The 25544-nt window shown below is 71.7% G+C and carries 26 protein-coding genes; 15 read left to right on the top strand and 11 right to left on the bottom strand.

The window, feature by feature from the left end:
- The first annotated feature begins 50 nt into the window (after positions 1 to 50).
- On the top strand, positions 51 to 551 hold the full coding sequence (locus tag ACZ3II_RS36545) for a hypothetical protein (RefSeq protein WP_465524074.1): 501 nt from the start codon (positions 51 to 53) through the stop codon (positions 549 to 551).
- A 251-nt stretch (positions 552 to 802) separates the two neighbouring features.
- On the opposite strand, the gene pip is transcribed toward ACZ3II_RS36545, so the two are convergent.
- The 3 genes from pip to ACZ3II_RS36530 form a co-directional block, all read right to left on the bottom strand.
- Positions 803 to 1759, bottom strand: coding sequence for a prolyl aminopeptidase (gene pip, locus ACZ3II_RS36540; RefSeq protein ID WP_465524072.1), 957 nt, complete (start codon positions 1757 to 1759; stop codon positions 803 to 805).
- A gap of 19 nt (positions 1760 to 1778) precedes the next feature.
- Positions 1779 to 2453 (bottom strand): DUF4232 domain-containing protein, encoded by a 675-nt coding sequence (locus tag ACZ3II_RS36535; RefSeq protein ID WP_465524070.1) that lies wholly within the window; start codon positions 2451 to 2453, stop codon positions 1779 to 1781.
- A gap of 525 nt (positions 2454 to 2978) precedes the next feature.
- The gene (locus ACZ3II_RS36530) at positions 2979 to 3767 is read right to left on the bottom strand and encodes an MFS transporter (RefSeq protein ID WP_465524068.1); all 789 of its coding nucleotides are present in this window, start codon (positions 3765 to 3767) and stop codon (positions 2979 to 2981) included.
- 81 nt (positions 3768 to 3848) lie between these two features.
- Here ACZ3II_RS36530 and ACZ3II_RS36525 point away from each other — a divergent pair, with 81 nt between their 5' ends.
- The 3 genes from ACZ3II_RS36525 to ACZ3II_RS36515 all read left to right on the top strand — a co-directional run bounded on the left by ACZ3II_RS36525 (position 3849) and on the right by ACZ3II_RS36515 (position 6470).
- Positions 3849 to 4832 carry a LysR family transcriptional regulator gene (locus ACZ3II_RS36525; RefSeq protein ID WP_465524066.1) on the top strand — a complete coding sequence of 328 codons (984 nt, stop codon included), beginning with the start codon at positions 3849 to 3851 and terminating at the stop codon, positions 4830 to 4832.
- Entirely contained in the window at positions 4744 to 5685 is a 942-nt protein-coding gene (locus tag ACZ3II_RS36520) for a serine hydrolase (protein WP_465524064.1), read from the top strand. The genes ACZ3II_RS36525 and ACZ3II_RS36520 overlap by 89 nt, the downstream gene beginning before the upstream one ends.
- 65 nt (positions 5686 to 5750) lie before the next feature.
- Complete coding sequence (locus ACZ3II_RS36515) at positions 5751 to 6470, top strand: hypothetical protein (RefSeq protein ID WP_465524062.1); 720 nt, start codon at positions 5751 to 5753, stop codon at positions 6468 to 6470.
- A gap of 6 nt (positions 6471 to 6476) precedes the next feature.
- Here the strand turns inward: ACZ3II_RS36515 and ACZ3II_RS36510 are convergent, their stop codons facing one another.
- A complete protein-coding gene (locus ACZ3II_RS36510) occupies positions 6477 to 6872 on the bottom strand; it encodes a TipAS antibiotic-recognition domain-containing protein (protein WP_465524060.1) in 396 nt (131 codons plus the stop codon).
- Between the two features lie 293 nt (positions 6873 to 7165).
- Between ACZ3II_RS36510 and ACZ3II_RS36505 the strand changes: the two genes are divergently transcribed.
- Both ACZ3II_RS36505 and ACZ3II_RS36500 read left to right on the top strand, forming a co-directional pair.
- Complete coding sequence (locus tag ACZ3II_RS36505; protein ID WP_465524058.1) at positions 7166 to 8473, top strand: radical SAM protein; 1308 nt, start codon at positions 7166 to 7168, stop codon at positions 8471 to 8473.
- 385 nt (positions 8474 to 8858) lie between these two features.
- Positions 8859 to 9236 carry a hypothetical protein gene (locus ACZ3II_RS36500; protein ID WP_465524056.1) on the top strand — a complete coding sequence of 126 codons (378 nt, stop codon included), beginning with the start codon at positions 8859 to 8861 and terminating at the stop codon, positions 9234 to 9236.
- Here ACZ3II_RS36500 and ACZ3II_RS36495 read toward each other — a convergent pair.
- Entirely contained in the window at positions 9172 to 9753 is a 582-nt protein-coding gene (locus ACZ3II_RS36495) for a helix-turn-helix domain-containing protein (RefSeq protein ID WP_465524054.1), read from the bottom strand. The two genes, ACZ3II_RS36500 and ACZ3II_RS36495, sit on opposite strands and share 65 nt — an antisense overlap.
- Before the next feature lie 119 nt (positions 9754 to 9872).
- Between ACZ3II_RS36495 and ACZ3II_RS36490 the strand changes: the two genes are divergently transcribed.
- Positions 9873 to 10814 carry an NAD(P)/FAD-dependent oxidoreductase gene (locus ACZ3II_RS36490; RefSeq protein ID WP_465524052.1) on the top strand — a complete coding sequence of 314 codons (942 nt, stop codon included), beginning with the start codon at positions 9873 to 9875 and terminating at the stop codon, positions 10812 to 10814.
- 5 nt (positions 10815 to 10819) lie between these two features.
- Positions 10820 to 11032: a hypothetical protein gene (locus ACZ3II_RS36485; RefSeq protein ID WP_465524050.1), complete on the top strand. Its 213-nt coding sequence runs from the start codon at positions 10820 to 10822 to the stop codon at positions 11030 to 11032.
- A gap of 108 nt (positions 11033 to 11140) precedes the next feature.
- Here ACZ3II_RS36485 and ACZ3II_RS36480 read toward each other — a convergent pair whose 3' ends face one another.
- Positions 11141 to 11752 (bottom strand): LytR C-terminal domain-containing protein, encoded by a 612-nt coding sequence (locus tag ACZ3II_RS36480; RefSeq protein ID WP_465524048.1) that lies wholly within the window; start codon positions 11750 to 11752, stop codon positions 11141 to 11143.
- Positions 11733 to 12248: a SigE family RNA polymerase sigma factor gene (locus ACZ3II_RS36475; protein WP_465524046.1), complete on the bottom strand. Its 516-nt coding sequence runs from the start codon at positions 12246 to 12248 to the stop codon at positions 11733 to 11735. The genes ACZ3II_RS36480 and ACZ3II_RS36475 overlap by 20 nt, the downstream gene beginning before the upstream one ends.
- Positions 12249 to 12323: 75 nt before the next feature.
- Between ACZ3II_RS36475 and ACZ3II_RS36470 the strand changes: the two genes are divergently transcribed.
- The gene (locus ACZ3II_RS36470; RefSeq protein WP_465524044.1) at positions 12324 to 13193 is read left to right on the top strand and encodes a hypothetical protein; all 870 of its coding nucleotides are present in this window, start codon (positions 12324 to 12326) and stop codon (positions 13191 to 13193) included.
- Here the strand turns inward: ACZ3II_RS36470 and ACZ3II_RS36465 are convergent.
- Positions 13178 to 13780, bottom strand: coding sequence for a hypothetical protein (locus ACZ3II_RS36465; protein WP_465524042.1), 603 nt, complete (start codon positions 13778 to 13780; stop codon positions 13178 to 13180). The genes ACZ3II_RS36470 and ACZ3II_RS36465 overlap by 16 nt on opposite strands.
- Positions 13781 to 13799: 19 nt before the next feature.
- On the opposite strand from ACZ3II_RS36465, the gene ACZ3II_RS36460 reads away from it, so the two are divergent.
- From ACZ3II_RS36460 to ACZ3II_RS36445, 4 genes are all read left to right on the top strand, one after another.
- Positions 13800 to 14444 carry a DUF998 domain-containing protein gene (locus ACZ3II_RS36460; protein ID WP_465524040.1) on the top strand — a complete coding sequence of 215 codons (645 nt, stop codon included), beginning with the start codon at positions 13800 to 13802 and terminating at the stop codon, positions 14442 to 14444.
- 65 nt (positions 14445 to 14509) lie between these two features.
- A complete protein-coding gene (locus ACZ3II_RS36455; RefSeq protein WP_465524038.1) occupies positions 14510 to 16207 on the top strand; it encodes a S8 family serine peptidase in 1698 nt (565 codons plus the stop codon).
- 57 nt (positions 16208 to 16264) lie between these two features.
- Positions 16265 to 17194, top strand: a complete 930-nt coding sequence (locus ACZ3II_RS36450; protein WP_465524036.1) for an ATP-binding cassette domain-containing protein — start codon at positions 16265 to 16267, stop codon at positions 17192 to 17194.
- Positions 17191 to 17925 carry an ABC transporter permease gene (locus tag ACZ3II_RS36445; protein WP_465524034.1) on the top strand — a complete coding sequence of 245 codons (735 nt, stop codon included), beginning with the start codon at positions 17191 to 17193 and terminating at the stop codon, positions 17923 to 17925. The genes ACZ3II_RS36450 and ACZ3II_RS36445 overlap by 4 nt, the downstream gene beginning before the upstream one ends.
- Here the strand turns inward: ACZ3II_RS36445 and ACZ3II_RS36440 are convergent.
- The gene (locus tag ACZ3II_RS36440) at positions 17873 to 21001 is read right to left on the bottom strand and encodes a BTAD domain-containing putative transcriptional regulator (protein WP_465524032.1); all 3129 of its coding nucleotides are present in this window, start codon (positions 20999 to 21001) and stop codon (positions 17873 to 17875) included. The genes ACZ3II_RS36445 and ACZ3II_RS36440 overlap by 53 nt on opposite strands.
- Positions 21002 to 21062: 61 nt before the next feature.
- Complete coding sequence (locus ACZ3II_RS36435) at positions 21063 to 21296, bottom strand: hypothetical protein (protein ID WP_465524030.1); 234 nt, start codon at positions 21294 to 21296, stop codon at positions 21063 to 21065.
- Positions 21297 to 21702: 406 nt separating this feature from the next.
- On the opposite strand from ACZ3II_RS36435, the gene ACZ3II_RS36430 reads away from it, so the two are divergent.
- Positions 21703 to 23520, top strand: a complete 1818-nt coding sequence (locus ACZ3II_RS36430; RefSeq protein WP_465524028.1) for a serine/threonine-protein kinase — start codon at positions 21703 to 21705, stop codon at positions 23518 to 23520.
- A 66-nt stretch (positions 23521 to 23586) separates the two neighbouring features.
- Complete coding sequence (locus tag ACZ3II_RS36425; RefSeq protein WP_465524026.1) at positions 23587 to 24843, top strand: alpha/beta hydrolase; 1257 nt, start codon at positions 23587 to 23589, stop codon at positions 24841 to 24843.
- Here ACZ3II_RS36425 and ACZ3II_RS36420 read toward each other — a convergent pair.
- Positions 24824 to 25492, bottom strand: coding sequence for an HAD family hydrolase (locus ACZ3II_RS36420; RefSeq protein ID WP_465524024.1), 669 nt, complete (start codon positions 25490 to 25492; stop codon positions 24824 to 24826). The two genes, ACZ3II_RS36425 and ACZ3II_RS36420, sit on opposite strands and share 20 nt — an antisense overlap.
- Positions 25493 to 25544 lie beyond the last annotated feature (52 nt).

Here is a 25544-nt window from a genome sequence, read left to right as displayed (position 1 = left end):
GGCCGGCTGCCCGGTCCACGCCCTCCGCCATGATCGATATCCTGGGTGGCGTGGCTGGAGATCTGAGGATTCTGCTGTTGAGGACGGCCGGCGCGACGCTGCCGACCGTTCCCCTCGGGCCGGAGGGGACGTGGTCGCTCCTGCCGCTGACCGACGAGATCGTCACCGGTCTGCTGGGCGCGCCGGACGAGACCGAGGCCGTGGACGGCTTCTACGAACTGACCGCCGGGATCGCGGAGTGGGCGCGGCAGCGGTCCGTGGACGGCGAGGTGGCATACCTGCATGTCGAGTTCTTCGGCGGCACCGGGTTCCACGCGGCGGTCGTCTGGCGCGGCGGTGAGGTCGTCTGGGGGCCCCGGTTCACGGCGAACATGCCGGGCGAGGCCGAGGACCACTACGAGATCATCCGGGAGTTCGACGGCATGGCGGCCAATACGATGCTGCGCTGGCTGGGCGTCGACCGGGGGGACGCGAGCGACGAGTTCGCGGCCATCGGCCTGGAGCGGCACCGTTTCACCGCCGGATGGGCGCGGCTCCTCACACGGCCGTAACGGTGTTCCCGGCGATCCGGGTCAGCAGGCCGTCGGCGAGTGCTTCCAGCGCTTCGGGACCCTGTTCCGGCCGCCTGCCGCCGGTGGAGTGGGCGGCGTGCGCCGTCCCGGATCTGCGCGCGGGAGGACACCGGGCGTCTTCGCCGAGGCACGGGCCGGCCGGAAGACCTGGCGCGGCGCCTCCGGTGTCGTCGACGTCCGCCCCGGCCGCCCGGTCACGCCGGACATGCGGCACCGGGCCGGCAGCATCATCAAGACCTTCGAGCGAACCGGTCGGTGGCGGTGATCAGCTCGTGGACGATGCCCGGCTCCAGGGAGGCGTGCCCGGCGCCGCCGACGATCCGGAGGTCCGCCTCCGGCCAGCGGCGGGCCAGGTCGTACGCGGTGATCGGGGGACAGCACAGGTCGTACCGGCCCTGGATGATCACGCACGGCAGGTGCCGGATCCGGTCGATGTCGTCGAGCAGCTGGGTCTCCGGCTCGAAGAAGCCGCCGTTGACCACGTAGTGGGCGAGGATCCGGCTGCTCTCCAGCACCGTGTCGTCCGCGGTCAGGGTCGCGAGGATCTCCGGGCTCGGCACCAGCGACGAGATGATCGCCTCCCACCGCATCCAGGCGGCCGCGCAACGCCGCGCCTCGTCCCGGTCGTCGCCGGTGAGCCGCCGGTGGTAGGCCGCGAGGATGTCGCCGCGCTCGGGTTCCGGGATCGGCGCCACGAACCGTTCCCACTCCTCCGGCTGGAGGCGGTCGAGTCCTTCCTGGTAGACCCAGCGGCGTTCGGCGGCGCGCACCAGATAGACGCCACGTAGCACGAGGCCGGTCACCCGGTCCGGGTGCTTCTGGGCGTACGCGAGAGCCAGCGTCGAACCCCACGACCCACCGAACACCAGCCACGCCGGAATGCCGAGGGCCTCCCGGATCACCTCGATGTCGTCGACGAGATGCCAGGTGGTGTTGTCGTGCAGCGAACCGGCCGGAGTGCTCCGCCCCGAACCGCGCTGGTCGAACAGGACGATCCGGTACCGCGACGGGTCGAAGAACCGCCGGGTGAACGGGGCCAGCCCACCGCCCGGCCCGCCGTGCAGGAACAGCACCGGGATCCCGTCCGGATCGCCGGCCTCTTCCACGTACAGCCGGTGCCCGCCGCCGACCTCCAGGAACCGTGTCGCATAGGGATCGATCGGCGGGTACAGCGTCCGGACAGTCACGCATCGACCCTAACGAAGGTCACCAGGCGACGACGCCCTGCCGGCTCGGCTGGAGCGTACCGATCGTGAGGTTCTTCATGGTGATGCCGCTGGACTCGGCCGCCGGGAAACCCTCCAGCTCCGCAACCGGGCCGTCGGCCGACGTGCCCAGGTCGAAGCGGATCGTGTTGCCCACGCCGCAACTCCCGTCGGCCTTGTCGCACGAGGTCCACTTGATCCCCGCGAAGGCGGAGGCCCCGGCCGCGATCTCGACCGTCTCGGCCGGCCCCGGCTCGTCCACCTTGCCGGTCGGCACCTTCACCGGCTCGTTCGCCGCGTTGACCAGGGTGATCGTCAGCCAGCCGCGGACCGTGCAGGCCTGCTTCGTGGAATTGGTGACAGTGACCAGCGCCGTCCGGGTCGTACCGGCGCCGTCCGGCTGCCCGGCGATGTCGACCGCGAGATCCTGGTTCCGGCACGCCCCGGTCTTGCCCGACGTCGCCGTCTTCGTCCTCACTGGCGCGGCCGTCGTCGCCTTCCCCTTGCCCGTCGTCGCCGAGGTGGCAGGCGTCTTCGCGGTGCCGGCCGTCGAGGCGCTGCCCGTGCCGGACCGGCCACAAGCGGTCAGGGCCGTCAGCAGGGCGAGAGCCGGAACGGTCGCCTTCAAGGTGTTGCGCATGTCGCCTGTCTCCAGGATGTCGTGCCACTCGATCAACGACGACCACAGTGCACGGCCCCTTCGCCCAGCGTCTTGGGAGCCCTCCCGCACGGCACGAAGCCGGGAGAACCCCCACTCCGCCAGCCGTCGCCCATACCCCTCAACGCCGTCCCGTGACAGCGCTGCGCGACGGCCGCCGCCCTCAGCCGTCGTTCACGCTCCTTATGGCTGTCGTGTAGCGAGGGTGGGCGACGGCTGGCGATCTCGGCCGCCGCTCAACCCGGTCACGGGCGGCTGGTAGCCGTCGTGGCGAATCCGGGCGCGGTCAACTCCGGCTGGTTCTGGTGGCTGTCTCAGCGGGGCTGAGACAGCCACCAGGACCAGCCGGACGAACCGTGACCGGCCGGGAACCGCTCGGTGCCGCGACCCGCCGTAGCGCCGCCGGCTCCAGCCCTCGCCGCCGCACGCCGGACTGCCCGCTGCCTGCCGGTAGCCGGACTGCACGCTGCCTGCCGGGCGCCGGACTGCACGCCGCCGGTTGCTGGGTTCCGGGCGGCGGCTGTCGGTGGGTGGTGGCGGCGTTCAGGGGAGGGCGGGGGAGTGGGCGCGGCGGGAGAGGGTGGCGACTGCCGTGAGGAGGGTGAACAGGGCGGCGGCGAACCACGTCATCACGGTGACGACGCCCGCGAACCGGGTGGCGACGCCGATCGCGAGCGCGGAGACCGCCAGGGCCGCGTAGCCGATCAGGAAGATGCCGGCGAGGGCGGCGCCGCGTTCGGCGGGGGCGGCGAGCGCGACGACCGTACCGATGGAGGCCTTGAAGAGCACCCCGGCGCCGACGCCGGCCAGCACGCCGCCGGTGAGGAAGACCGGCAGGCTCGCCAGGTGCATGCCGGTGACCAGGGTGAGGACGCCGGCGGCCAGCGTGCCCACCCCGAGCCCGCCGATGTTCGCCGCCGTGGAGACGATCTCGAAACGGGTGCCGGAGGCGCCCGGCCGGTGTGCCGCGTGCAGCTCGTGCAGGTGCGCGGTGGCCGTCGCGGTGATCATGCCGACGCCGAGGCCGGTGATGAACCGGGCGGCGAGCAGCACCGGCAGGGACGTCCCGGTCAGGAACAGCACCGCGGCGACCGCTTCGAGGGCCAGCGCCGGGATGAGGACCCGCTTGCGGCCGAGCCGGTCGGAGACGTGCCCGGCCAGCACCAGGCTGGCGACGACACCGACCGCGTAGGCCGCGAACACCACGGTGACGGTGAACGTGGAGAAACCGTAGAGCGGGTAGAGCGGCGCCGGCACGGTGGAGAACGCCATCGCGACCAGGAACGCCGCCGCGACCGCCCAGAAGCCCGTACGCGCCTTGAGAAGTTCCATGCGCCGACTGTGCGCCGACCCGATCATCATCGCCAACGAAAGTTCCCGCTCCAACCGATCGCGATCGTTGATGATTGACGGGTGGAACTGCGCCAGCTCGAATACTTCGTCGCCGTCGCCGAGGAACAGCACTTCACCCGGGCGGCCGCTCGCCTGCACGTGGTGCAGTCCGCGGTGTCCGCCGCGATCAAGACCCTGGAACGGGAGCTCGGCGCCCCGCTGCTCGACCGCAACGCCAAACGGGTTCTCCTCACCGACGCCGGCGAGGCGCTGCTGCCACGCGCCCGGATCGCCCTCGACGCGGCCCGCGACGCCCGGGACGCGGTCGCCGAGGTCAGCGGCGGCCTGCGCGGCACGCTGCGGATCGGCACGCTCACCTCGATCCGGGTGATCGACCTGCCGGCGCTGCTCGGGGAGTACCACCGGCGGCACCCCGGCGTGCGGATCCAGACCGCGGTGTCGCCGCAAGGCTCCGGCGGGCTGATCGAGATGCTCCGGGAACACCGGCTCGACCTGGCGTTCGTCTCGGTGCCCGGGCCGCGGCCCGCCGGGGTGCACCTCACCGAGCTGACCAGTTCGATCATGGATCTGGCGGTGCCGCTCGATCACCCGCTCGCCGGGCGGGCCTCGGTCGCCCTCGCGGACCTGGCGGAGCTGGGGTTCATCGACCTGCCGAGCGGTTACGGCAACCGGGACGTCGCGGACCGGGCGTTCGCGGTGGCCGGGGTCCGGCGGCACGTCACGATCGAGCTGACCGACATCGGGACGAGCGCGGATTACGTACGGCACGGGCTGGGTGTCGCTCTTCTCCCCAGATTCCTCCTCACGGGTGTGGAAGGGGTCGCGACGATGCCGGTGATCGGCGCTGACCTGCGGTGGCCACTGTCCCTCGCGGTGCCCGCGGACCGGCCGCCCGGCGCGGCGGCACGGGCGCTGGTGGCCCTGACCGCCGAGTTCCTCGCTAAAGTGGGCGCCCATGAAGTCGTTCCGGGTCTGGATTCTCGCCGTGGCGGTGGTCGGAATGCTCGGCGGAGGGGCGTTGATCGTGGCCGGCCTGAGCAGTGACGAGCCGGCCACCGCGTCGGTGACGGGTGCGCGGGGCGCGTCGGCGCCGCCCGCTTCCACGAGTCCCCGCGCGGCCGCCACACCGACGCCGACCGGGCCCACCGCCGCTCAGATCGCCGCCGCGAACCGGGCGAAACAGGTGAAAGCTCTGGACGCGGCGCTGAAGACCCTCGGCGGCACCACGCCGGACTTCTCGGTTGCGGTCTACGACCGGAGGACCGGGCAGCGGTACGCGTGGCGCGGCGCCGTCAAGTTCGACACCGCCAGCATCGTCAAGACCCAGATCCTCGCCTGCATGCTGCTGAAGGCCCAGGACGCCGGCCGTCAGCCGACCGCCGCCGAGATGACCCTGGCGAAGCCGATGATCCGGCTCAGCGACAACAACGCGACCACCTCGCTGTACCAGCGTCTCGGCGGCAAGTCGGCCATCACCAAGTGCAACAAGCGGATGGGGATGACCCAGACCGTGGTCAACAGCAGCTGGGGCCTGACCAAGACGACCGCCGCCGACCAGATCGTCCTGCTGGAGTCGCTGGTCAACCCGAAGGGCCCGCTGAACGCGACGTCCCGCAGGACGGCCTTCACGCTGATGAACACCGTGGACAAGGCGCAGGACTGGGGTGTGCCGGTGCTGGCGAGGACCGGCGAGATCAGCATCGTCAAGAACGGCTGGGACACCCGCTCGGCCGACGGCGGCCTGTGGGCGGTCAACACGATCGGCCGGATCACCGCGAAGGACGGCAAGGTCGACGTGTCGGTCGCCGTCCTCTCCCACAACAACAAGAGCCAGCAGGCCGGCATGACGCTGGTCGAGAAGATCGCCAAACTGACCCGCCAGCACCTCAAGTTCTGACACCGATAAATGTCGTACGCGGGTGATCACCTGACGACTTGATGTTCGCCGCTATCGTCGGGCCGATGGGGGTCCGTCGATGGCTGGCAGGTCTCACCCGCGTGGGTCGCTGGGTCCTCGGCGCCCTCACGGTGGTGGCTGTCGTCTGCGGTGTGCCGCTGCTGGTGGGGATGGGCGGGGCGCTGCTGGACGCGCTCACCGGCTACAACCCGACCTTCGGGAACAGTCTGTGCATGCTGTTCCTGCTGATCGGGGGCGTGCTGGCGCTGCTCCACCGGTTCCGGGCGGAGCAGCGGGTGACGACGCGCCTCGCTCGGGAGGGCTGGACCGAGGTCGACCCGGCCACGCGGGACTGGCCGTGGACCGACCTGCGGCTGCGCGGCACGATCGAGGTGGTGCGGGCCTGGTCGTTCCCGGCGCAGGGCTTCCCGGTGGTCGCGGGGGAGATCCGGTGGAGCGGCAACGCGCTGTCCGGTGCGGTCGGTGAGCCGGAAGGCAAGGGCGTCTGCGTCGTGGTGGAGTTGGCGGAGCCGATGCCGTCGATGGCGTTGCGGATGCCGTTCGTGCGGGTCGGCGACTCACCGCTGCTGGACAGGCCGGAGATGCACACGGCGTTCCTGCGGGGTCTGATCCCGCCGTGGACGATCCGGGGGCGTGAGCTGTTCACCGTGCGGTCGGCCGGCGACCCGCTCACCCCGGACGAGATCGATGACGCCGTCGCACGAACCCTGCGCATCACCGGCCTGCTCGGCCTGCCCGGCGCACCCGCACCGGACCCGTCCTGACCACGGTCAGAGGCGCGTGGCGTACCGCTGCATCGCCGCGCCGAGGAACTCCACCATCCGCGGGTGGTAGGAGTCGTGCCAGTCGCGCATCTTGTCGTCCTCGCCGTACAGCAGCGCCATGCCGAGGTAGGCGTCCCGGCTCGGGGCGTAGAACCGGCTCGCGATCGCGTAGTGCCTGCCGATCATCTCCTGCACCGCCTCGTCGTCCGGCTGCGCGCCGGCGGTGATGGCGGCCGCGATCTCGCCGTACAGGTCGTGCCAGTCCCGGTGGACCCGGTCCTTGTCGACGTGGGACCAGCCGTCGGTCGCGGCGAGACTCGCGGTCTGCTCCTCGGTCAGCGCCCGGCGGAAGCGGTCGGCGTCGTCGCGGTCGATCGTGGTGTTGCTCATGTGTGGTGTCATGCCCTGTCGTTCGGGAACGGTTGCGGCTGCGAACCGTCGCACGTGGAGAGCGGCCGGGCAAACGGATTTGGTGGGGTGGCCGTGAGTGGGGATCGAAGCCCGCAGGCCGCGGGCCGGCCCGATGCCGCTGCTGCGCCGGCCCCGGCCGTGGCGGGACGGGGTGGTCGCTGGTGGTGCGGTGTACGGCGTACCGGAAACTGGTTTTGACCTGGGGTTTGGTGATGATTGACACGGGTGGCTGGTTCGCGGTGTAAGGACCCGGGCGTGCTACGGTCCGTCGGGGAGGACGCAGCATGCAAAGGCGCACGGATCTCATCGAAGATCTGATGGGACGGTTCCCGCACATCCCGCGTGAGGCGGTGATCAAGGAAGACCTGCTGCGGGGCGGGCTGGCGTTCGACGAGTCGGCGCTCACCGACAACGAGAACGGTGACGTGAAGCCGAAGTCGTACTTCATCTTCTCGTTCGATCACCGGACCCTGCCGGAGCTGGGTGAGGCGGCGCTGCGGCGGCCGCCGGAGGAGATCGTGCTCACCGGCGGGCCGTATGGACTGCGGCGCACCGTCGTCTCGGTGCGGGTCAATCCCTCGTCGCCATATCGGGTGAAGCCGGGGGAGAACGGGCAGCTCCAGCTGTTCCTGGACGACCGGCCGATCGGTGACGTCGGGCTGCCGCCGATGCCGGACTATTACCGGCACACGCTCGAGAACGGCAAGTCGGTGATGGAGGTCGCGCCCACCATTCAGTGGGGCTATCTCGTCTATCTGACCGTCTTCCGGGTCTGCCAGTATTTCGGCGCCAAGGAAGAATGTCAGTACTGCGACATCAACCACAACTGGCGTCAGCACAAGGCGGCCGGCCGCCCCTACACGGGTGTGAAGCCGGTCGAGGAGGTGCTGGAAGCGCTCGCGATCGTCGACAAATACGACACCGCGAAGACGTCCCACGCCTACACGCTCACCGGCGGCAGTGTCACCAGCAAGGTCGAAGGGCTGGCCGAGGCCGACTTCTACGGGCGGTACGCGCAGGCCATCGAGGAGCGGTTCCCGGGCCGGTGGATCGGCAAGGTTGTCGCGCAGGCGTTGCCGAAAGCGGACGTCCAGCGGTTCTTCGATTACGGGATCCGCATCTACCACCCCAATTACGAGGTGTGGGACAAGTACCTGTTCGAGCGTTACTGCCCGGGCAAAGAGCGGTATGTCGGCCGCGAGGAATGGCACCGCCGCATTCTCGACTCGGCCGAGGTGTTCGGGCCACGGAATGTGATCCCGAACTTCGTCGCCGGGATCGAGATGGCCGCGCCGTTCGGTTTCACGACCGTCGACGAGGCGATCGCGTCGACCACCGAGGGCCTGCAATATTTCATGTCCCGGGGGATCACGCCGCGGTTCACCACCTGGTGCCCGGAGCCGACCACCCCGCTGGGCAAGATGAACCCGGACGGCGCCCCGCTGGAGTACCACATCCGGCTCCTCGAGGCGTACCGCGCGACCATGGAGGTGAACGGGCTGACCAGCCCGCCCGGCTACGGTCCGCCCGGCGCCGGCAACGCGGTCTTCTCGGTCAGCTCGTTCATGGACACGCTGCCGGCCGAAGAATGATCGAGGCGTTCCGCGACCTGCTCCGGATCCCCACCGTCTCCGGCCGCAGCGCGTGGGACGAAGCCGCTTTCGACTCGTTTCTTGAAGTGTTGAAGCGACATTCCCGTCGGGAGTCACGGCCTGTTGTTCCATGGGCCGGGGCGGAATGCGGACAAACCGGTTGTATTGATGGCGTACGGTGACGTCGTCCCCGTCGAAGGGGAGTGGAGACACCCCCCTTCGGCGCGGTCGTCGAGGACGGCGTCATCTGGGGTCGCGGAACCCTCGACTGCAAAGGCAGCCCGAACTGCGCGTCGACGGCCGCGGCGGGCACGCCTCCACCCCGGCGCCGCTCGGCCCCACCGCCCGGCCGGCGCGGGCGATCACCCGCCTGGACCGCACCCCGATGCGGTATGCCCTGCGTGCCGCCGTCCGCAGCCGGGCCCTGCTCACCCGGCTGCTGCCGGCGTCCGGTCCCGAGTCGGCGGCGATGGCCCGGACGACGTTCACGGTCACCACGGAGCACTTCCCGGAAGCGGTCACCTCGCCGTACGTGATGATGGCCGCCACCGACGCCCGCCATTTCACCACGATCTGCGACCGGGTCTACCGCTTCACGCCGTTCGAGATGACGAAGAAGCAGCGCGAGTCGATCCACACCACCGACGAGCACATCACCGTCGCGGCGTGGCTCCAGGGCGTCGACTGGTACCGGACGCTCATCGAGCGTCTTTGGGCCGCGCCCGGACGTGCATCCGCTCGCCCTGGCGCCCGAGGATGCTGATGATCTCGACGGTGTGTTCGCCGGTGCTGCCGAACCAGTGCGGCAGCCGGGTGTCGAACTCGGCCGCCTCACCCGGCCCGATCACGAAATCGTGCTCGCCCAGCACGAGGCGTAGCCGCCCGGACAGCACGTACAGCCACTCGTAGCCCTCGTGCGTCTTCGGCTCCGGCTCGGTCTGATCGGCCGGGATGATCACCTTCCAGGCCTGCAGCGAACCGGCGTGCGGCGTCAGCGGCAGCACGATCCGCCCGTTCGCCTTGCGCGGCACCAGGCGCACCCGCGGGTCACCGACCTGCTGCGCGCCGATCAGCTCGTCGACCGGCACCCGGTGCGCCTGCGCGATCGGCAGCAGCAGCTCCAGACTGGGTTTGCGCTGCCCGCTCTCCAGCCGGGACAGGGTGCTCTTGGAGATGCCGGTCGCCTCGGCGAGCGCGGTCAGGGTGATGTTGCGCTGGGTGCGCAGCCGCTTGAGCCGCGGCCCGACCTCGGCGAGCGCCGCCGCGATACCTTCGTCCACCCGGCCATTGCACCCGCTGCGTCCCTCTCGCGGCAACCTTTGTTGCCGAAACCGGGACGCGTTGCGGAAACGGCAACGTTCTTTGCCGCCGCCACCCGGCCCGGCGCACGGTAGGCGGCATGAACGAACACGACATCGTCATCGTCGGTGGCGGGGCCGCCGGTCTCAGCGCCGCGCTGGTGCTGGGCCGGGCCCGGCGCCGGGTCGCGGTCGTCGACGCGGGCCGGCCCCGCAACGCGCCCGCCGCCCACATGCAGGGTTTCCTCTCCCGAGACGGCATCCCGCCGGCGGATTTCCTGGCTCTTTCCCAGACCGAGATTGCGGCGTACGGGGTGAGCCTGATCGCCGGCACCGCCACCTCGATCACCCCCGGCTTCACCGTCCGGCTCGCCTCCGGGGACGTGCTCCGGGCGCGCCGGGTGCTCGTCGCGACCGGCCTGCGTGACGAGATCCCCGCCATTCCCGGCCTGGCCGAACGCTGGGGCCGGGACGTGCTGCACTGCCCGTACTGCCACGGCTACGAGGTCCGGGACCGCCCGCTCGGTGTGCTCGGTGGCAGCCCCGAGGCCGTCCAGCACGCCCTGCTGATCCGGCAGTGGTCGGACGACGTGGCCTTCTTCGCCCACACGTACCCGCTGAGCGGCGACGAACGGCAGCGCCTCGCCGCCCGCGACATCCGGATCGTCGACGGCACGGTGAACCGGCTGATCGTCGACGGCGACCGGTTCGCCGGGATCGAACTGGACCGGGGCAGCGTGGTGGCCCCGTACGCCCTGTTCGTCCGGCCCCGCCTCGTCCCCAGCGACACCCTGCTGACCGCTCTCGGCGCCGTGGTGATCGACGAGCGGACCGGCCGTACCACCGTCCCCGGTGTCTGGGCGGCCGGCAACGCCGTCGACCCGCGCGCCCAGGTGATCACCGCGGCCGGGGCCGGTTCGGCCGCGGCCATCGACCTGCACGCCGACCTCGTCGACGAGGACGTGCGGGACGCCCTCCCGTTCTCCGCGGCCCAGGAACGCCGGGTCGCCGCCATCCTCGCCCACGCCTCGAACCAGGAGTGACCACCATGCCGAACAACCGTCCCAGCCGCCACCAGATGGCCGTCATGATCTGGCTCGCCGTCTTCCCGACCCTCGTCGTCCTGCAGTCGCTGCTCGGCGGCCTGCTCAGCGGCACCCCGATGGTGGTGCGCACGCTGGTCCTGGCGACCATCGCCGTCCCGATCGTCGTCTACGCCATCCTGCCGGCCCTCCAGCGACTGCGGGCCCGCCTCCTCTGAGCGTGTGGAGTTCGGCCGCTCTACGCGCCCGAACTCCACACGCCGATGGCAGCGCTGAGCGTGTTGATTTCGGCCGTCATACGCGCCCGAAACCAACACGCGTGATCGTCAGCAGCCCGGTGGGGCCGTCGGTTCGCCGATGGCGACCATTGCCTGGTTGAGTTCGGTGGTGGTGGCGAGCCTGGTGAACTCCGACCCGAGCATCAGCTCGATCGTGTCGCCGTCCCGCTGGGGCTCGAATCGCATGACCACCTCGCCGTGCACCGCCGCTCGCAGCAGCGTGGCCGTGCCGATCGACAACGGGCCGTAATGGAGCGTGGTCTTCGCACCGAGGTCGGTCCGCTCACCGGGCCCGGAGATCTTCGTGGTGCCGGCCACCGTGAAAGATCGTTCGCGCAGCTCCGTGGCGATCCTGGTGGCGATCCCGGTGGCGCCGTTGACGTGGACCCGGACCTGGGCCGGGTCGTCCGGGAGGGTGATCACGCAGGTGAGAGGGGCGCTTGCGCCCGGGGCGATGGGCGGTGGCGCCGGCTGCTGCTGCGGCCACGCGAACGCTGCTCCTGCCGTGACGGCTGCCACCGCACCGGCTGCCGTCACCGTGGCGAGCCGGCGGCGGGAGCGGCGGTTGCCGCGGGCACGGATCTCGGCGGCGGGCGCCACGGCGAGGTCCCGTACCTCGGTGGCAAGATCTTGCAGTTGATCATCGACGGGACGGGGCATCGCTGGTCTCCTGTTCTCTGAGAAGTTCACCGAGGGCCGCGCGGGCACGCGACAGCCGCACCTTCACCGTCCCGGCCGGGACACCGATGCTCGTGGCGATCTCCTGGACCGGCATGTCGAGCAGGTAATGCAGGGCGATGGCCTGCCGCTGCGCCGCCGGTAACCTCTGGAGCGCGCCGACCACGGCGACCCGGTCCTCGGACGGGCCATCGGTCGCCTCGTCGGGACGGCCCAGCCGGGAGCGGGCGGCCAGCCAGCGGCGCAGGCCACGCCACCGGTTGGCCAGCAGCCGCCAGGCGACCGACCGTACCCAGGCTTCGGGGTCGTCGTACGCCGCGATCCGGGACCAGTTCTGCCAGGCCCGGGCGAACGCCTCCTGCGCCAGGTCCTGCGCCTCGGCCCGGTCGCCGCAGGCCGCGTACAGGTAGAGCACGACGCGGCGGACCGTCGCTATGTAGAAGGCGTCGAAGTCGGCGCTGTCCCTCGGTGTTCGCACATCAGACATCACACCGCTGCGGCCCCTCCGGTTACATGGTCCGCCGGAAATTCTGCACCGGGTACTCTTCCGGGCGTGAGGAACAGTCGGTTCGCGCTGGTGAGAGCGGATCTGGAGCACGCTGTCTGCCCCCTGCCGGACGATCTCGCCGAGAGTCTGAAGGATCGCGGCCCGGTGACGGTGGTGCTGGACCACCGGGTGCGGGGTGTCACGCCGGAGCGGGCGTCGTTCGAGTCGGCGGTCGTGCTGGATCCGGGGTGGCGGCTCACCGACGTCGGCTGGCCGCCGGATGTGCGGCCGGGTGTGCTGGTCAGCGTCTCGTGGAAGTCGGCCGAGGACTATGTGCTGCTGCGGACGACGGCGCTGGACGAGCCGATCCGGGTGGACGGGGTCGACTACTACCACCACTACGACCCGATGGTGATCACCCGCGAGTTCGATCCGGGGCTGTCGAACCGGGGACAGGTGCTGAACGCGGTCCGCCGGCTGGGCCGCGTCTTCGACGACGGCAGCGCCGCGTTCCCGGAGGCGGAGCTGCCGGCGCACTGCGGGCTGGGGCGGGGCAAGAAGGGTACGTTCCTGCTGCGCAACGCCGTCGACCAGTTGCTCCGCGAGGGGTACGTCACCCGCGTCACCGGCAGCACCGGCCCGGACGGCGAGCCGAACTATCCGGCGGTCGACGGCGAGGAGACCCTGGACCTGCTGTTCTATGCCCCGCTCGTGGAGGAGGCGCCGCTGCCGGGCGCCGGCGGGGAGGGCCACGGTGACGGCGGCGAACGCCGGGACCACTGGGTCAACGGGTTCGTCCGCCGCCTGCCGCCCGGCGCGCACGCCTCACGCAAGCAGTTCACCCTGCACCAGCAGGCGATCGAGAAGGAGGACATCGACGGGTTCACCCTGGAGCCGGGTTACACCTTCGTGAAACGGCATCACCGCAACGGGTAGCCGATCTCCGCGATGTCGTCGGCGAGGTACGCCACGGTCAGGTCCGGGTTGAGGCGCTTGACGAGCGGGTCGGTGAGCGGCCGCAGCGCGAAGACCTCGGCGACCGCCTCCAGATCCACGTCCTCCTCGTAGTAGTCCTCGGCGAACTCCTGGTAGGCCTCCGGCGTCCCGTCCATCAGCAGCTCGAACAGCCAGCCCACGTCGTCGCGGCCCCGCCCGTGCCAGCGGTCGTCGCCGGCCCGCCGCCAGAAGCAGACGTTGGCGCCCCGGCTGAACGCGGGCTCCCGGACGTGCTCGGCGAACTCGGCGGGCACGTCGTCGAAGAGCCCGGGGTCGGCGCCGTGCTCGTGATCCAGCCCGCGCAGGTAGGCCCCGTCAGGTGAGAACACGATCGAGTACTCGTCGCCGGACCCGTTGCGCATCGACGCCATGTGCTGTCCGGGGTGCCACCGGGAGTCGTACGAGTAATAGCGTGTCTCCCATCCCGGGCTCAGGATCGCGTCGCACATGGCCAGCGCCCGTGACCGCCGCCGCAGCTCCTCGATGTCCGGCAGGCGCAGCGCCACCTCAAGAATGTTCACCCGCACATCGTGGCACCCTTGTCCGATGAAAGTCCTCGCCGGCCTCGGTGTCGCCTGCGTGCTCGCCTCCCTCGGGCTGTTCGCGTCACTGCACCTGCTGCCGCCTTCCGCCGAGCTGGACTGGTCGCGCCGCACCATCAGCCAGTACGCGCTGATGCCCGACGGCTGGATCTTCGACGCCGCGGTCCTGCTGCTGGCCGCCGGTTCCGCCGTGATCGTGACCGCGCTGCGCCGCTCCGCCGGGCTGACCGGGGGAGCGGTGCTGGCACTGGCGCTGTGGGTGGCGGGCCTGGTCGGCGTGGTCTGGTTCGAGAAGCACAACTGGCAGGTCGGCCCGTCGGTCAGCGGCGACGTGCACCGGGTGGCGAGCGTCGTCGCGTTCCTGAGCCTGCCGATCGGCGCGCTGCTCGCCGCCCGGCCGGCCCTGCGGCACGCCGGCCCGGCCCGGTGGGTGGCGATCGGCGGGGTGATCTCGCTGCTCTGCTTCCTGCCCATCCTGTGGGCGGTGGTGTCCGAGCCGTGGACGGGGGTCCGCTGGTGGCGGGCGATCCCGCTGGGTGGGGTGGAGCGGCTGCTGGGCCTGGCCGAGGTGGTGACCGTGCTGCTTCTGGCCAGATGGGCGGTCCAGGATCAGCCGAAAAGCCCTCCTTTAGAAACGTCTGTATGTTGATAAGGCGGACTTTCCCGGCGCGCTGACGGAGGTGAGGAAAGGTCATACCTTCGTACCTTTGGTGAGTGCGGTATCGAACCCTGACTGTTGCCGCGGCGCTGACCGCCGCCTCCCTCACCGGTGTGGCCCCCGCCGCCGCGGCGGACGCCACCAGCACCGTGACGATCGGCCTGAACCCGGGTACGACCGCCGGGGAGGCCGTCCGGGCGCTGGACGACGCCCCGGGCGTCCGGGTGCTCGGCAGCGAGCCCGCCGCCGCCCTCGACGCGGTCACCGTGACCGTCACCGGTGACGCCGCCCGGGCGCTCGCGGACGACCCCGGCGTGGCCTACGTCGAGAAGACGCCGGTCGCGCGGATCATGCTCAGCCCGAACGACCCGCTCCAGTCCCAGCAGTGGGGCAACCGCCTGGTCAAGGCGCCCGCCGCCTGGGACGTCACCACCGGCTCGGCGGACGTGACGGTCGCCGTCCTGGACACCGGCGTCAACCCGGTCAGTGAACTCGCCGGCCGGGTCCTGCCCGGTTACGACTTCGTCGGCGACGACGCCGACCCGTCCGACGACCACGGTCACGGCACCGCCGCCGCCTCGGTGATCGCGGCCGCCGGGAACAACGGGTCCGGTTTCGCCGGGCTCTGCTGGACCTGCCGCATCCTGCCGGTCAAGGTGATGAACGCCGCCGGCGAGGGTGGCCACGACGACATCGCACGGGGCATCGTCTACGCCGTCGACCACGGCGCCGACGTGATCAACATGTCGCTCGGCGGGCCGGCCGGCTCGCAGATCCTCGCCGACGCCGTCGGGTACGCGGCGGCGCGCGGGGTGGTCGTGGTGGCCTCGGCCGGCAACGACGGCGTGGACACGCCGAACTACCCGGCCGCCTACCCGCCGGCCATCGCGGTTGCCGGGTCGACCGCGACCGACGCCCGCTACAGCTGGTCCAACCACGGCTCAAGCTGGGTGGATGTGGCCGCGCCCGGCACCAACGCGGCGCAGTCCAAGGACGGCGGCCACGTCTGGTTCTCCGGCACCTCGTCGGCCGGCCCGGTCGTCGCCGGTGTCGCCGCGCTTGCCCGGTCGGTGAACCCGCGGGCCACCGCCGTGCAGGTGCGGGCCGCGATCGAGTCGACCGCCGACCCGGTGGGTTCCTACGTGGCGACGGGCCGGGTCGACGCCGAGGGCGCGGTACGGGCGGTCGCGGCCACGGTCACGGCCACCGACGTCACCGCGCCGACCGTCGCCTGGGCGTCCCCGGCGGTGTCCGGCACCCCGCGCCGCGGCCGGATCACCGTCACCGCGACGGCGGCCGACGCGTCCGGCGTCGCCAAGGTCGAACTGCTGCGCGCCGGCAAGGTGATCAGCACCGACACCGCCGCGCCGTGGTCGCTGACCTTCGACAGCACCGGCCTCAACGGCACGCAGACCCTCACGCTGCGGGCCACCGACCGGGCCGGCAACACCCGGACCGCGAACCGGGCCCTGCTGGTGGACAACGCCGCCCCGGCCATCACGACGATCAAATCCGCTGTGGCACGCAAACGCAACGTCACCATCTCCCCGTCGGTCCGCGACAACCTGGGCGTCAAGCAGGTCACCGCCGTGATCACCAACGGCGCGAAGAAGGTCACCCTGACGTCCGTGAGGAGCCCGTGGACCCTGAAGTGGACCGCGCCGCGGGCGGCCGCCTACCCGGTCACGGTCACCGTCACGGACCGGGCCGGCAACACCCGTACGCTCAAGAAGTCGGTGAAGACGCCCCGGTAGGGGCCGTGTCAGAGCCGTGACAGGCCGGTGTCAGCCAGGCCCGCGAATCTTCGGGGCATGACCTCAGCGATCGAAGTCTCCGGGCTCCGGAAGGCGTTCAAGGACAAGGCGGTGCTGGACGGCATCGACCTGGATGTCCGGGCCGGCACCATCTTCTCCCTGCTCGGCCCGAACGGGGCCGGCAAGACCACCACGGTCAACGTGCTGACCACCCTGATGCGGGCCGACAGCGGCACGGTCCGCATCGGCGGCCACGACGCGGTCACCGACGCGAAAGCGGTACGGGCGCTGATCGGCGTCACCGGCCAGTTCGCCGCCGTCGACGACCTGCTCACCGGAGCTGAGAACCTGCAGCTCATGGTCGACCTGCACCGCGGCCGTGGCAAACGGGGCGTCGACGAGCTGCTGGAACGGTTCGACCTGGTCGAGGCCGCTCCGAAGCCGGCGGCCACGTACTCCGGTGGCATGCGCCGCAAGCTCGACCTGGCCATGACGCTGGTCGGCGACCCCCGCATCATCTTCCTCGACGAGCCGACCACCGGCCTCGACCCGCGCAGCCGCCGCACCATGTGGGACATCGTCCGGGCGCTGGTCGCGGACGGGGTGACGATCTTCCTCACCACGCAGTACCTGGAGGAGGCGGACCAGCTCGCCGACCGGATCGCCGTGCTGGACCAGGGCCGGCTCGTCGCCCAGGGCAGCCCCGCCGAACTGAAACGGCAGATCCCCGGCACCAACGTACGGCTCGGCTTCACCACCGCCGCCGGCCTGGACGCGGCCGCGCGCCTGTTCCCCGACGCCACCCGCGACGACGAGGGCCTGACCCTGCGGGTGCCCAGCGACGGCGGCACGGCATCCCTGCGGGCCGTGCTGGACCGGCTCGACGAGAACTCCCTCAGCGCCGCCGAGTTCGCCGTGGACACCCCGGACCTCGACGACGTCTTCCTCGCCCTGACCGGCCACGACACGAAGGTGGACGCCCGATGAGCTTCGTCATGCTGCGCCGCAACCTCAAGCACCTGCTCCGCAACCCCGCCTCGATCTTCAACGCGGTGCTGATGCCGGTCGTGATGATGCTGATGTTCGTCTACGTGTTCGGGGACGCGTTCGACGTCGGGGTCGACTACATCGACTACGCGACACCCGGCCTGATGCTGCTGGCCGTCTGCTACGGCCTCGGCGCCACCGCCACCTCGGTCAACTCCGACATGACCAAGGGCATCATCAACCGGTTCAAGGTGATGGACGTGCCCCGCGGCGCGGTCCTCAACGGCCACGTCGTGTCCAGCGTGCTGACCAACCTGATCGCCATCGCGGCGCTGCTCGGCGTCGCGTTCCTGCTCGGCTTCGACCCGGCGGCGAGCGCCCTCGACTGGCTCGGCGCGATCGGCGTCGTGCTGCTGCTGGCGATCGCGGCCGGCTGGTTCACCATCGCCCTCGGGCTGGCCGCGAAGTCCCCGGAGACCGCCGGCATGGCCGCCGTGCCGCTGGTCATGCTGCCGTTCTTCAGCAGCGCCATCGTTCCCGCCGAGATGATGGGGCAGGGCGTCCGGCAGTTCGCCGAGTACCAGCCGTTCACCCCGATCATCGAGAGCCTGCGCGGGTTCCTCAACGGCGCGCCGCAGACCGCCGACCTGGTCGCCGCGGTCGCCTGGTGCGCGGTGATCACCCTGGCCGGTTACCTGTGGGCGTCGTCGACGTTCCGGAAGCGAGCGTGACAGCGGTCAGCTGCCGCCAGTCGGCCTGGCCACCCTGGCGAACCGCCTCGGCGAACCCCGTGTCGCCGAGGCTGCTTCGTGCCGCCCGCTCGATCCGGGCCGCGTCCGGGCTCGACCGGTCCGGCAGCCCGCGCAGCGCGTCGGCCGCGCCGAGCAGCCGGGCCGCCTGCTCCGGCCGGGCCGAACGCAGCGCCAGATCGGCGACCCCGACGACGATCATCGCGACCAGGTGGGTGTGCCCGGCCTCGGCCGCCGCCTCGCAGGCCGCCACCCGGTGGGCGCGGGCCTCGGCGAGATCGTCGGTGAGGTAGGCGCTGCGGTCGTGGACGTGTGCCCGTACGTTGGCCTGCTCCGCCTTCCCGCCGAGCATCGTCACCGCGGCGGCCAGCTGCCGGCGGGCCTCCGCGAGGTCACCGTCCAGGCGGGCCAGCTCCGCCTTCGCCAGGGCCAGCTCCGACAGCGAGTCCGGCCAGTTCACCCGGGCCGCCAGCCGGTCCGCCTCGGCCATCACCGCCGTGCTCGCCGCCGGGTCGCCGAGCAGCCGGAACAGCAGCGCCTGCCGGGACCGCATCTCGATCACGTCCTCGATCGAGCCGACCTCGCTGACCGCGGCGATGGCCTGCTCGTAGTACTCGCAGGCGGCGGCGAACTCCCCGCGGGTGGCGATCCGGCCGGCCAGCTCGGTCAGTGCGAAGTAGGTGCCGAAGCGTTCGCCGATCGCCCGGAACTCGGCGAGCGCCCCCGCCAGGTACGCGTCGGCGTCCCGGTCGCCGTGCCCGGCCGCGACCCGCATCTTGCCGAGATGCAGGCGCGCGAGGGCCCGTACCCAAGGATCCGGATTCTTCAGTACGGGTTCCCAGGCGAGCAGGAACTGCGACGGATCCCGCAACAGGCGTTCCAGCGGCTCGACCAGCCCCAGGATCGGATGACTCAGATTGCTGCGGCGGGTCAGCTCGGCGGCCTTGTGGATCCACTCGGCGGCCTGCCGCTCGTCGGCCCGGCCGGAACCGGCGAAGAGGACGATCAGCGAGTACACGTGCGCCTGGATCTCGTCGGAGACCTCGCCGGGCGTTCCGGCGGCCGCGGTGATCAGCTCGATGCCTTCGGCCTTGTGCCCGCTCAGCCACCAGTACCACCCGGCGTGCCCGGCGAGCCGCATCGCCGGTTCCGCCTCGCCGGCCGCGAGCGCGCCCCGCATCGCCGCGCCGATGTTGTCGTGCTCCGCCGCCAGCACGGCCAGCCACTCCAACTGCTCGGCCCGGCGCAGATGCGGGTCGGCGGTCGCGGCGAGCTCGGTGAAGTACGCCAGGTGCGCCTGCCGGGCCGCCTCGGACCCACCGGCCTCCGCGAGCCGCTGGGCCGCGTACTCCTTGATCGTTCCGAGCATCCGGTAGCGTGGCGCGCCCTCGTCACCGACCACCACCAGGGACTTCTCCACCAGCGACGACAGCAGGTCGAGGACGTCGTCCTGGTCGGCGCAGACCCGTTCGGCCGCCTCCAGGCCCGCCCCGCCGGAGAACACCGACAGCCGGCACAACACCGTCCGCTCCGCGTCGCTGAGCAGCTCCCAGCTCCAGTCGACGAGCGCGCGCAGCGTCCGGTGCCGGGGCAGCGCCGTCCGGCTGCCCCCGGTGAGCAGCCGGAACCGGTCGTCCAACCGGTTCGCGAGCTGATCGAGCGACATGGTGCGCAGCCGGGCCGCGGCCAGCTCGATCGCGAGGGGCATGCCGTCCAGCGCCCGGCAGACCCGGGCCATCGTCGCCCGCGCGGCGTCATCGAGCACGAGATCCTTGCGTACGGCCACCGCCCGGTCCCGCAGCAGCGCCACCGCGGCATCGGTGCCCAGCGGCGCGACCGGCCACAGCACCTCCCCGGTGATACCGAGCGGCTCCCGGCTCGTCGCCAGGATCCGCAGCCGCCGGCACTCGCCGAGCAGCCGGTGCGCGAACGTCGCCGCCGCCTCGATCACGTGCTCGCAGTTGTCCAGCACCAGCAGCGCGTCGCGGTCCCGGATCGCGGTGATCAGGCGTTCCGTGAGATCCGCGTGCGGCGCCTCACCGAGCAGCGCGTCCCGCAGCCCCAGCCCGGTGATCGTCGCCTGCGCCACGTCGCCGGGGGCGCTGTCCGGGCCGATCGCCGCGAGCTCCACCAGCCACGCCCCGTCCGGCAGGCCGTCCAGCAGCGTGCGCGCGGTCTCGGTGGCGAGCCGGGTCTTGCCCGAGCCGCCCGGCCCGATCAGCGTGGTGAGCCGGTTCCCGGTGACCAGGTCACCGACCGCCGCGACATCGCCCTCCTTGCCGACGTAGCTGGTCAGCTCGGCCCGCAGGTTCGTCCGCCGGTCCTCGCGCTGCCGCCCCGCGTCGGCGCGCAGCAGCGCCACGTGCAACGCCGACAACTCCGGCGACGGATCCACGCCCAGCGCGTCGGCCAGCGCCTCCCGGGTCTGCTGGAACACGGCCAGGGCCTCGGTGCCGCGCCCCGCCGCGACCAGCGCCCGCATCAGCGCGGCGACCAGACGCTCCCGCATCGGATGCGCCGCCACCAGAACGGTCAGCTCGTCGACCAGATCGGCGCCATGACCGAGAGTGATCTCCGCGTCGAACCGGTCCTCCTGCGCCGCCAGCCGCAGCCCCTCCAGGCGGGTGACGGCCGCGCCGAACGCCGCGCTGTCCGGCAGCACCACATCCGGCATGGCCGTGCCCCGCCACAGCGCGAGCGCGTCCCGCAGCAGCCCCGCCCGGTCCGGGTGGCCACGGCTCGCGGTGATCAGCCGCTCGAACCGGACCGCGTCCACGTCGTCCGGCGCCACCGTCAGCCGGTAGCCGTCGGTGTGCCCCTCGATCACGCCGTCCGGCAGCGCCTTCCGGAGCCGCGACACCAGCCGGTGCAGCGCGTTCGCGGCGTCGGCCGGCGGATGCTCGCCCCAGATCCAGTCGACGAGCGTGCCCTTCGGGACGACCCGGCCGGTCTCCAGCGCGAGAGCGATCAGCAGGCCGCGCAGCCGCGCACCGGGGACGTCCAGGAGGATGCCGTCGTCCGCGCGAACCTCGAACGACCCGAGCACCCCGATCTGCACCCGCAGAGTCTGTCACATATGAATCGCCATCATTTCCCGCGTCGCCCCGTCATGATCACAGCTAGCGGCGGTGCAGGCAGGGGAGGCGGCCACGCTTGAGGGTCCGGTCGCGCGGCGGCCATGATCCGCGGCGCGCGCGCCGGAGGCCACGGGCCCGGGCCGCCGTGTGATCCGCCATCCTCGTCACGAACGACGGCCGGGCATCGACCACCGTCACCGCCGATTCGCGCCCCGTCCGCCAGGCGATCTCGTGTCTGGTCATCCCGGCCCACAGGTCGAGAATCGACCCGCTCATCTGCCGGGCTCCGTCGTATCCCGCCGTCATCCGATCGAACAGCGTCCATGCCGATTCACGCACGCCGCTATTCGACGCGATCACTGCCGGTCGCGGCAAGCGATTAACCCCCTTGCCTTGTACGGGCCGCGAACGCGTTCCGTGCCCATCCCGCGAGGCCTTCCACCCTGTCCTGCCCGCGCGGGCGTGCCTCACCCGTTGGGCTTCGCGTCGCTCCGGCCGGCAGCCAGCCGGAAGTTATCGGCTGGTTCTCAGGGCTGTCTCCCGCGCGCCGAGACAGCCCTGAGAGCCAGCCGCACAAGATCCGCGGTTCGCCGCGCGGGATGGCTGTCACGGTTCGGTGCGGTGGCCGTACGGAAAATGAACCGGGGCTGCGGATCGTTGATGATCGGGGCAGGATGCCGAGGTGAACGTTTCCGACGGGGAATATGGGACGGCGTATGCGGGGCAGGTGCTGGGTGGGCGCTATCGCTTGATGGAGCCGATCGGCGCCGGTGGGATGGCGGTGGTCTGGCAGGCGCATGACGATGTGCTGGGCCGGGCGGTGGCGGTCAAACTGGTGGCGCCGTCGCAGGCCGGGGACGCCGGTTCACGGGAACGGATCCGCCGCGAGGCGCGGGCGGCGGCGGTGTTGTCACATCCGAACGTGGCGCAGGTGTACGACTACGGCGAAGTCCGCAGCGCCGGTGGGGTGCTGCCGTTCGTCGTGATGGAGCTGGTGCCGGGCGGGACACTGTGGGACCGGCTGGCGGCGGGGCCGCTCGCGCCGCGGTTCGGGATGCGCATCGGTGCGGAGATCGCGGCGGGGCTGGCGGCGGCCCACGCCGAAGGGCTCGTGCACCGCGACATCAAACCGGGGAACGTGATGCTCGCGCCGACCGGGGCGAAGGTCGTGGACTTCGGCATCGCCGCAGCGGTTTCGCCGGAACGACCGGAAGTGATCGGGGAGGTCCTGGGCACGCCGGCGTACCTGGCGCCGGAACGGCTGCTCGCCGACGCGATCGTTCCGGCCTCCGATGTGTACGCGCTCGGGGTCGTGCTGTACCTGATGTTCACCGGGCGGTCGCCGTGGAGCAGCGAGAACACCCGGCAGATGCTGAACGCGCACCTGTACGTGGCGCCCGCGCCGTTGCCACCCGTGCCGGAGGTGCCGGCGGAGGTGGCGCGGCTCTGTGATAGCTGCCTGGCGAAGGAGCCGGGGGACCGGCCGAGCGCGCGCGAGGTGGCGGCGGTTCTCGCGCAGGCGGCGGGCATGCGGGTGGTGGCGGACGAGCCGCATCCGTCGCTGGCCGCCGTCTCGGAGCCGACGGTGCTGGTCCGGGACCTGCGGGCCGAGCCCCAGGCCCGTCTGCAGCCTCCGGCGGCCCCGGCCGTACCTTCTCTCGGCCCGGCCGTGCCTCCTCTCGGCCCGGCCGTGCCTCCTCTCGGCACGGGCGTGCCTTCTCTCGGCCCGGACCTGCCGGGGTGGGCCGCGCCGCCGGCGCCTGTCGCGGCGGCGGGTGGTGGCTTGAATCCGGCGTCCGGGGCGGGCGCGGGTGTGTTGCCGGGCGGCGGACCGGTGGAGGATCCGGCTTCGGCGGGGCCTCGCACGCGGGTGGGGCTGGAGCGGCTCGGGGCGGCGGGGGAACGGGATGTCGCACCGGGCCGGGCGCCGGTCGGGCGATGGGTGGCTGCGGCGGCGGTGCTGGCCACGGCCGCGGCCGGGGGATGGCTTCTGCTGAAGGACGCGCCGGAGAGCACCGCGCCACAGGTGGTGGCGGGCGCATCAGCGCCGGCGTCCCATACCGGCGGCCCCGCGTCCGCCGGCACGCCGGCGTCGGCGCCGTCGCGTACGGCAGGGCCGCCGGTGAGTGGCCGGTCGGGTGACGCCGGTGAGAAGCCGGCCGGTACGCGTACGACAGCGCCCGCTCGGACCTCGGGCCCAGGCGTGCCGGTGGCCTCCGCGACCGCTGCGGCCGGGACTCCGCCGACCGCCGCGCCGGCCACCACGACCGCGGCCGCGACCCCGGTCGAGCGGACCTTCACGTCGGCCGGCGGCACGGTCGTGGCGACCTGCCCGGCGCCGGACACCGCGCGGCTTCTCTCCTGGCCGGCGACGAAACCGTACAAGGTGCAGTCGGTCGAGGCAGGCCCGGCGGCGGCGCCGGCGGTGAGCTTCAAGCACGGTGGCGATGTGGTCACGATGACGGTGACTTGTACGGGCGGGGTTCCCTCCCTCACCTAATAGCAGTCATAGTGCAATAATCATGACTGTCAATCGGGAGGGTCGATGGGGATTACTCGCCGAAGTTTGATCGGGGTACCCGCGGGCGTCGCGCTCGCCGGACTGCCCGCACTGCCTGCCACTGCCGGGCATCGGCCCCGGCACCGGCCGGTGATCTTCATCCACGGTAGCGCCGGCTCCGCCATGCAGTTCCGCATCCAGGCGAAACGACTGGCCGGCAACGGCTATCCGATCGGGATCATCGAGGCGCACGAGTACGATTCGCCGAACATCGCCACGATCATCCAGCAGGTGTACGCCGGTCTGGACGCCCGGATCGAACGGCTGCTCGCCGCTTCCGGCGCCGACCGGGTCGATCTGCTGGCGCACTCGCTCGGCACCTTCGTCACCCAGGGTTATCTCAACAGCTCGCCGGAGCGGGCCGCGCGTGTCGCGCACTACGTCAACCTGGACGGCCGGCCCGCCGCGGCCCTGCCCGGCGGCGTCGAGACCCTGGCGATCTGGGGCGAGGGCGATCCGGCCCGGACCGTGGTGGGCGCGACGAACGTCCACTTCCCGGATCAGTCGCACACGCAGACCGTGTCGTCGGCCGCGTCGTTCCGGGAGATCCACCGCTTCCTGCGCGGCCGGGACGCCTCCCCGCGTGTCGTCCCGACCAGGATCGCGTACGTCTCCGGGCGGGCCGTGCTCTTCCCCAGCAACGCCGGGGTCACCGACGCGGTGCTGGAGGTGCACCGGGTCCGCACGTCGACCGGCCGCCGCGAGCGCCGGGTCTGGCGTGGCCCGCTCGGTGCGGGCGGCGCGTTCGGCCCGATCCCGCTGTCACCCCACGCCAGGTACGAGTTCGCCCTGATCCGTGCGGAACAGGCCACCCACCACTTCTACTTCGAGCCGTTCCGCCGCTCCGACTCGTTCGTCCGGCTGCTCACCAGCAAGCCCGGCGAAGGGCTCGGCGCCCTGGTCGACACCAGCGACCGGCACACCGCGCTCACCTTCCAGCGGCAGAAGGAGTGGTGGGGCGGCGAGGGCGACAACCTGTGGATCAACGGTCAGGACGTCCTGAACCCGGCGACCGCCCCGCACAACCGGCGGATCATCGGCGTGTTCGCCTTCGACGACGACAGTGACGCGGTGACCGACCTGTCCGCGCCGCTGCCGGAGTTCATCGCCACGACCTTCATCTCCGGGGTGGACGTCTTCATCCCGGCGTCGGCCCGCGGCACGGTGTCGGTGACCGCCCGGGAGCGCGGCGGCGGCATCACCGAGCTGCCGGTGCCGGCCTGGCGCTCCAGTGAGCACCGGGTCAGCCTGGAATTCGGCTGAGCTTCTCGACCACCTCCACCACCTCGGGGAACTTGTCGACGGACGCCGTCACGTAACGGGGGTCGAACTCGTCGAGGCGCCGGACACCGCTCTGCAGGCAGGCGATGAAGGCGATCCCGGCGCCGCCTGCCGCGACCGCGTCACCGGGCGAGTCGCCGACGTAGACACACTGCGCCGGCGACAGCCCGGTGTGCGCGAGAAGCTCGTCGAACGCCCGTGGGTCGGGTTTGCCGTACCGCGTGTTGTCCTTGTGCCAGGCGCCGCTGATCCGGCCCGCCAGCACGTGATCGTCCGCCAGCATGTGCCGCAGCTCCACCTCGGCCCGGGAGGTCAGCAGCATCACGGTCCGGCCGGACAGGACCAGCCGGTCGAGCGCCTCCAGGTTCTCCGGGGCGATCACGTCGATGCGGCCGTCGGCGACGTGCCGGTGCATGGCGGTGTGGAACAGCGGCAGGAACCGCTCCAGATCCAGCCCCGGCGACCGCTGCGGCATCGCGTCCAGCAGCGGCTCGCCCCAGGTGGCCAGGTGTAGCGCGCGGGACATCGGTGGCCGGCCCATCTCGGCCAGAACCTCGTTCTCCAGGTCGAACGAGGTCGCCTCGGTCAGGCAGAGCGTGTCGTCCACATCGACGATGACGGCCTTGATCATGCCTAGAGGTTATCCGCCCGCCCGGCCGCCCACAGTAGTGCGGGATATACCT

It is taken from the genome of Actinoplanes sp. NPDC019969 (assembly GCF_055562375.1).
This window is presented reverse-complemented; position numbering and strand designations above follow the sequence as displayed.

Coding starts and splice junctions, on each gene's coding strand:
- ACZ3II_RS36420 (WP_465524024.1), bottom strand. CDS start 25,492: ATGATCAAGGCCGTCATCGTCGATGTGGACGACACGCTCTGCCTGACC.
- ACZ3II_RS36515 (WP_465524062.1), top strand. CDS start 5,751: ATGGGGGTCCGTCGATGGCTGGCAGGTCTCACCCGCGTGGGTCGCTGG.
- ACZ3II_RS36500 (WP_465524056.1), top strand. CDS start 8,859: ATGCGGTATGCCCTGCGTGCCGCCGTCCGCAGCCGGGCCCTGCTCACC.
- ACZ3II_RS36445 (WP_465524034.1), top strand. CDS start 17,191: ATGAGCTTCGTCATGCTGCGCCGCAACCTCAAGCACCTGCTCCGCAAC.
- ACZ3II_RS36530 (WP_465524068.1), bottom strand. CDS start 3,767: ATGGAACTTCTCAAGGCGCGTACGGGCTTCTGGGCGGTCGCGGCGGCG.
- ACZ3II_RS36485 (WP_465524050.1), top strand. CDS start 10,820: ATGCCGAACAACCGTCCCAGCCGCCACCAGATGGCCGTCATGATCTGG.
- ACZ3II_RS36520 (WP_465524064.1), top strand. CDS start 4,744: ATGAAGTCGTTCCGGGTCTGGATTCTCGCCGTGGCGGTGGTCGGAATG.
- ACZ3II_RS36510 (WP_465524060.1), bottom strand. CDS start 6,872: ATGACACCACACATGAGCAACACCACGATCGACCGCGACGACGCCGAC.
- ACZ3II_RS36460 (WP_465524040.1), top strand. CDS start 13,800: ATGAAAGTCCTCGCCGGCCTCGGTGTCGCCTGCGTGCTCGCCTCCCTC.
- ACZ3II_RS36505 (WP_465524058.1), top strand. CDS start 7,166: ATGCAAAGGCGCACGGATCTCATCGAAGATCTGATGGGACGGTTCCCG.
- ACZ3II_RS36435 (WP_465524030.1), bottom strand. CDS start 21,296: ATGAGCGGGTCGATTCTCGACCTGTGGGCCGGGATGACCAGACACGAG.
- ACZ3II_RS36450 (WP_465524036.1), top strand. CDS start 16,265: ATGACCTCAGCGATCGAAGTCTCCGGGCTCCGGAAGGCGTTCAAGGAC.
- ACZ3II_RS36490 (WP_465524052.1), top strand. CDS start 9,873: ATGAACGAACACGACATCGTCATCGTCGGTGGCGGGGCCGCCGGTCTC.
- ACZ3II_RS36480 (WP_465524048.1), bottom strand. CDS start 11,752: ATGCCCCGTCCCGTCGATGATCAACTGCAAGATCTTGCCACCGAGGTA.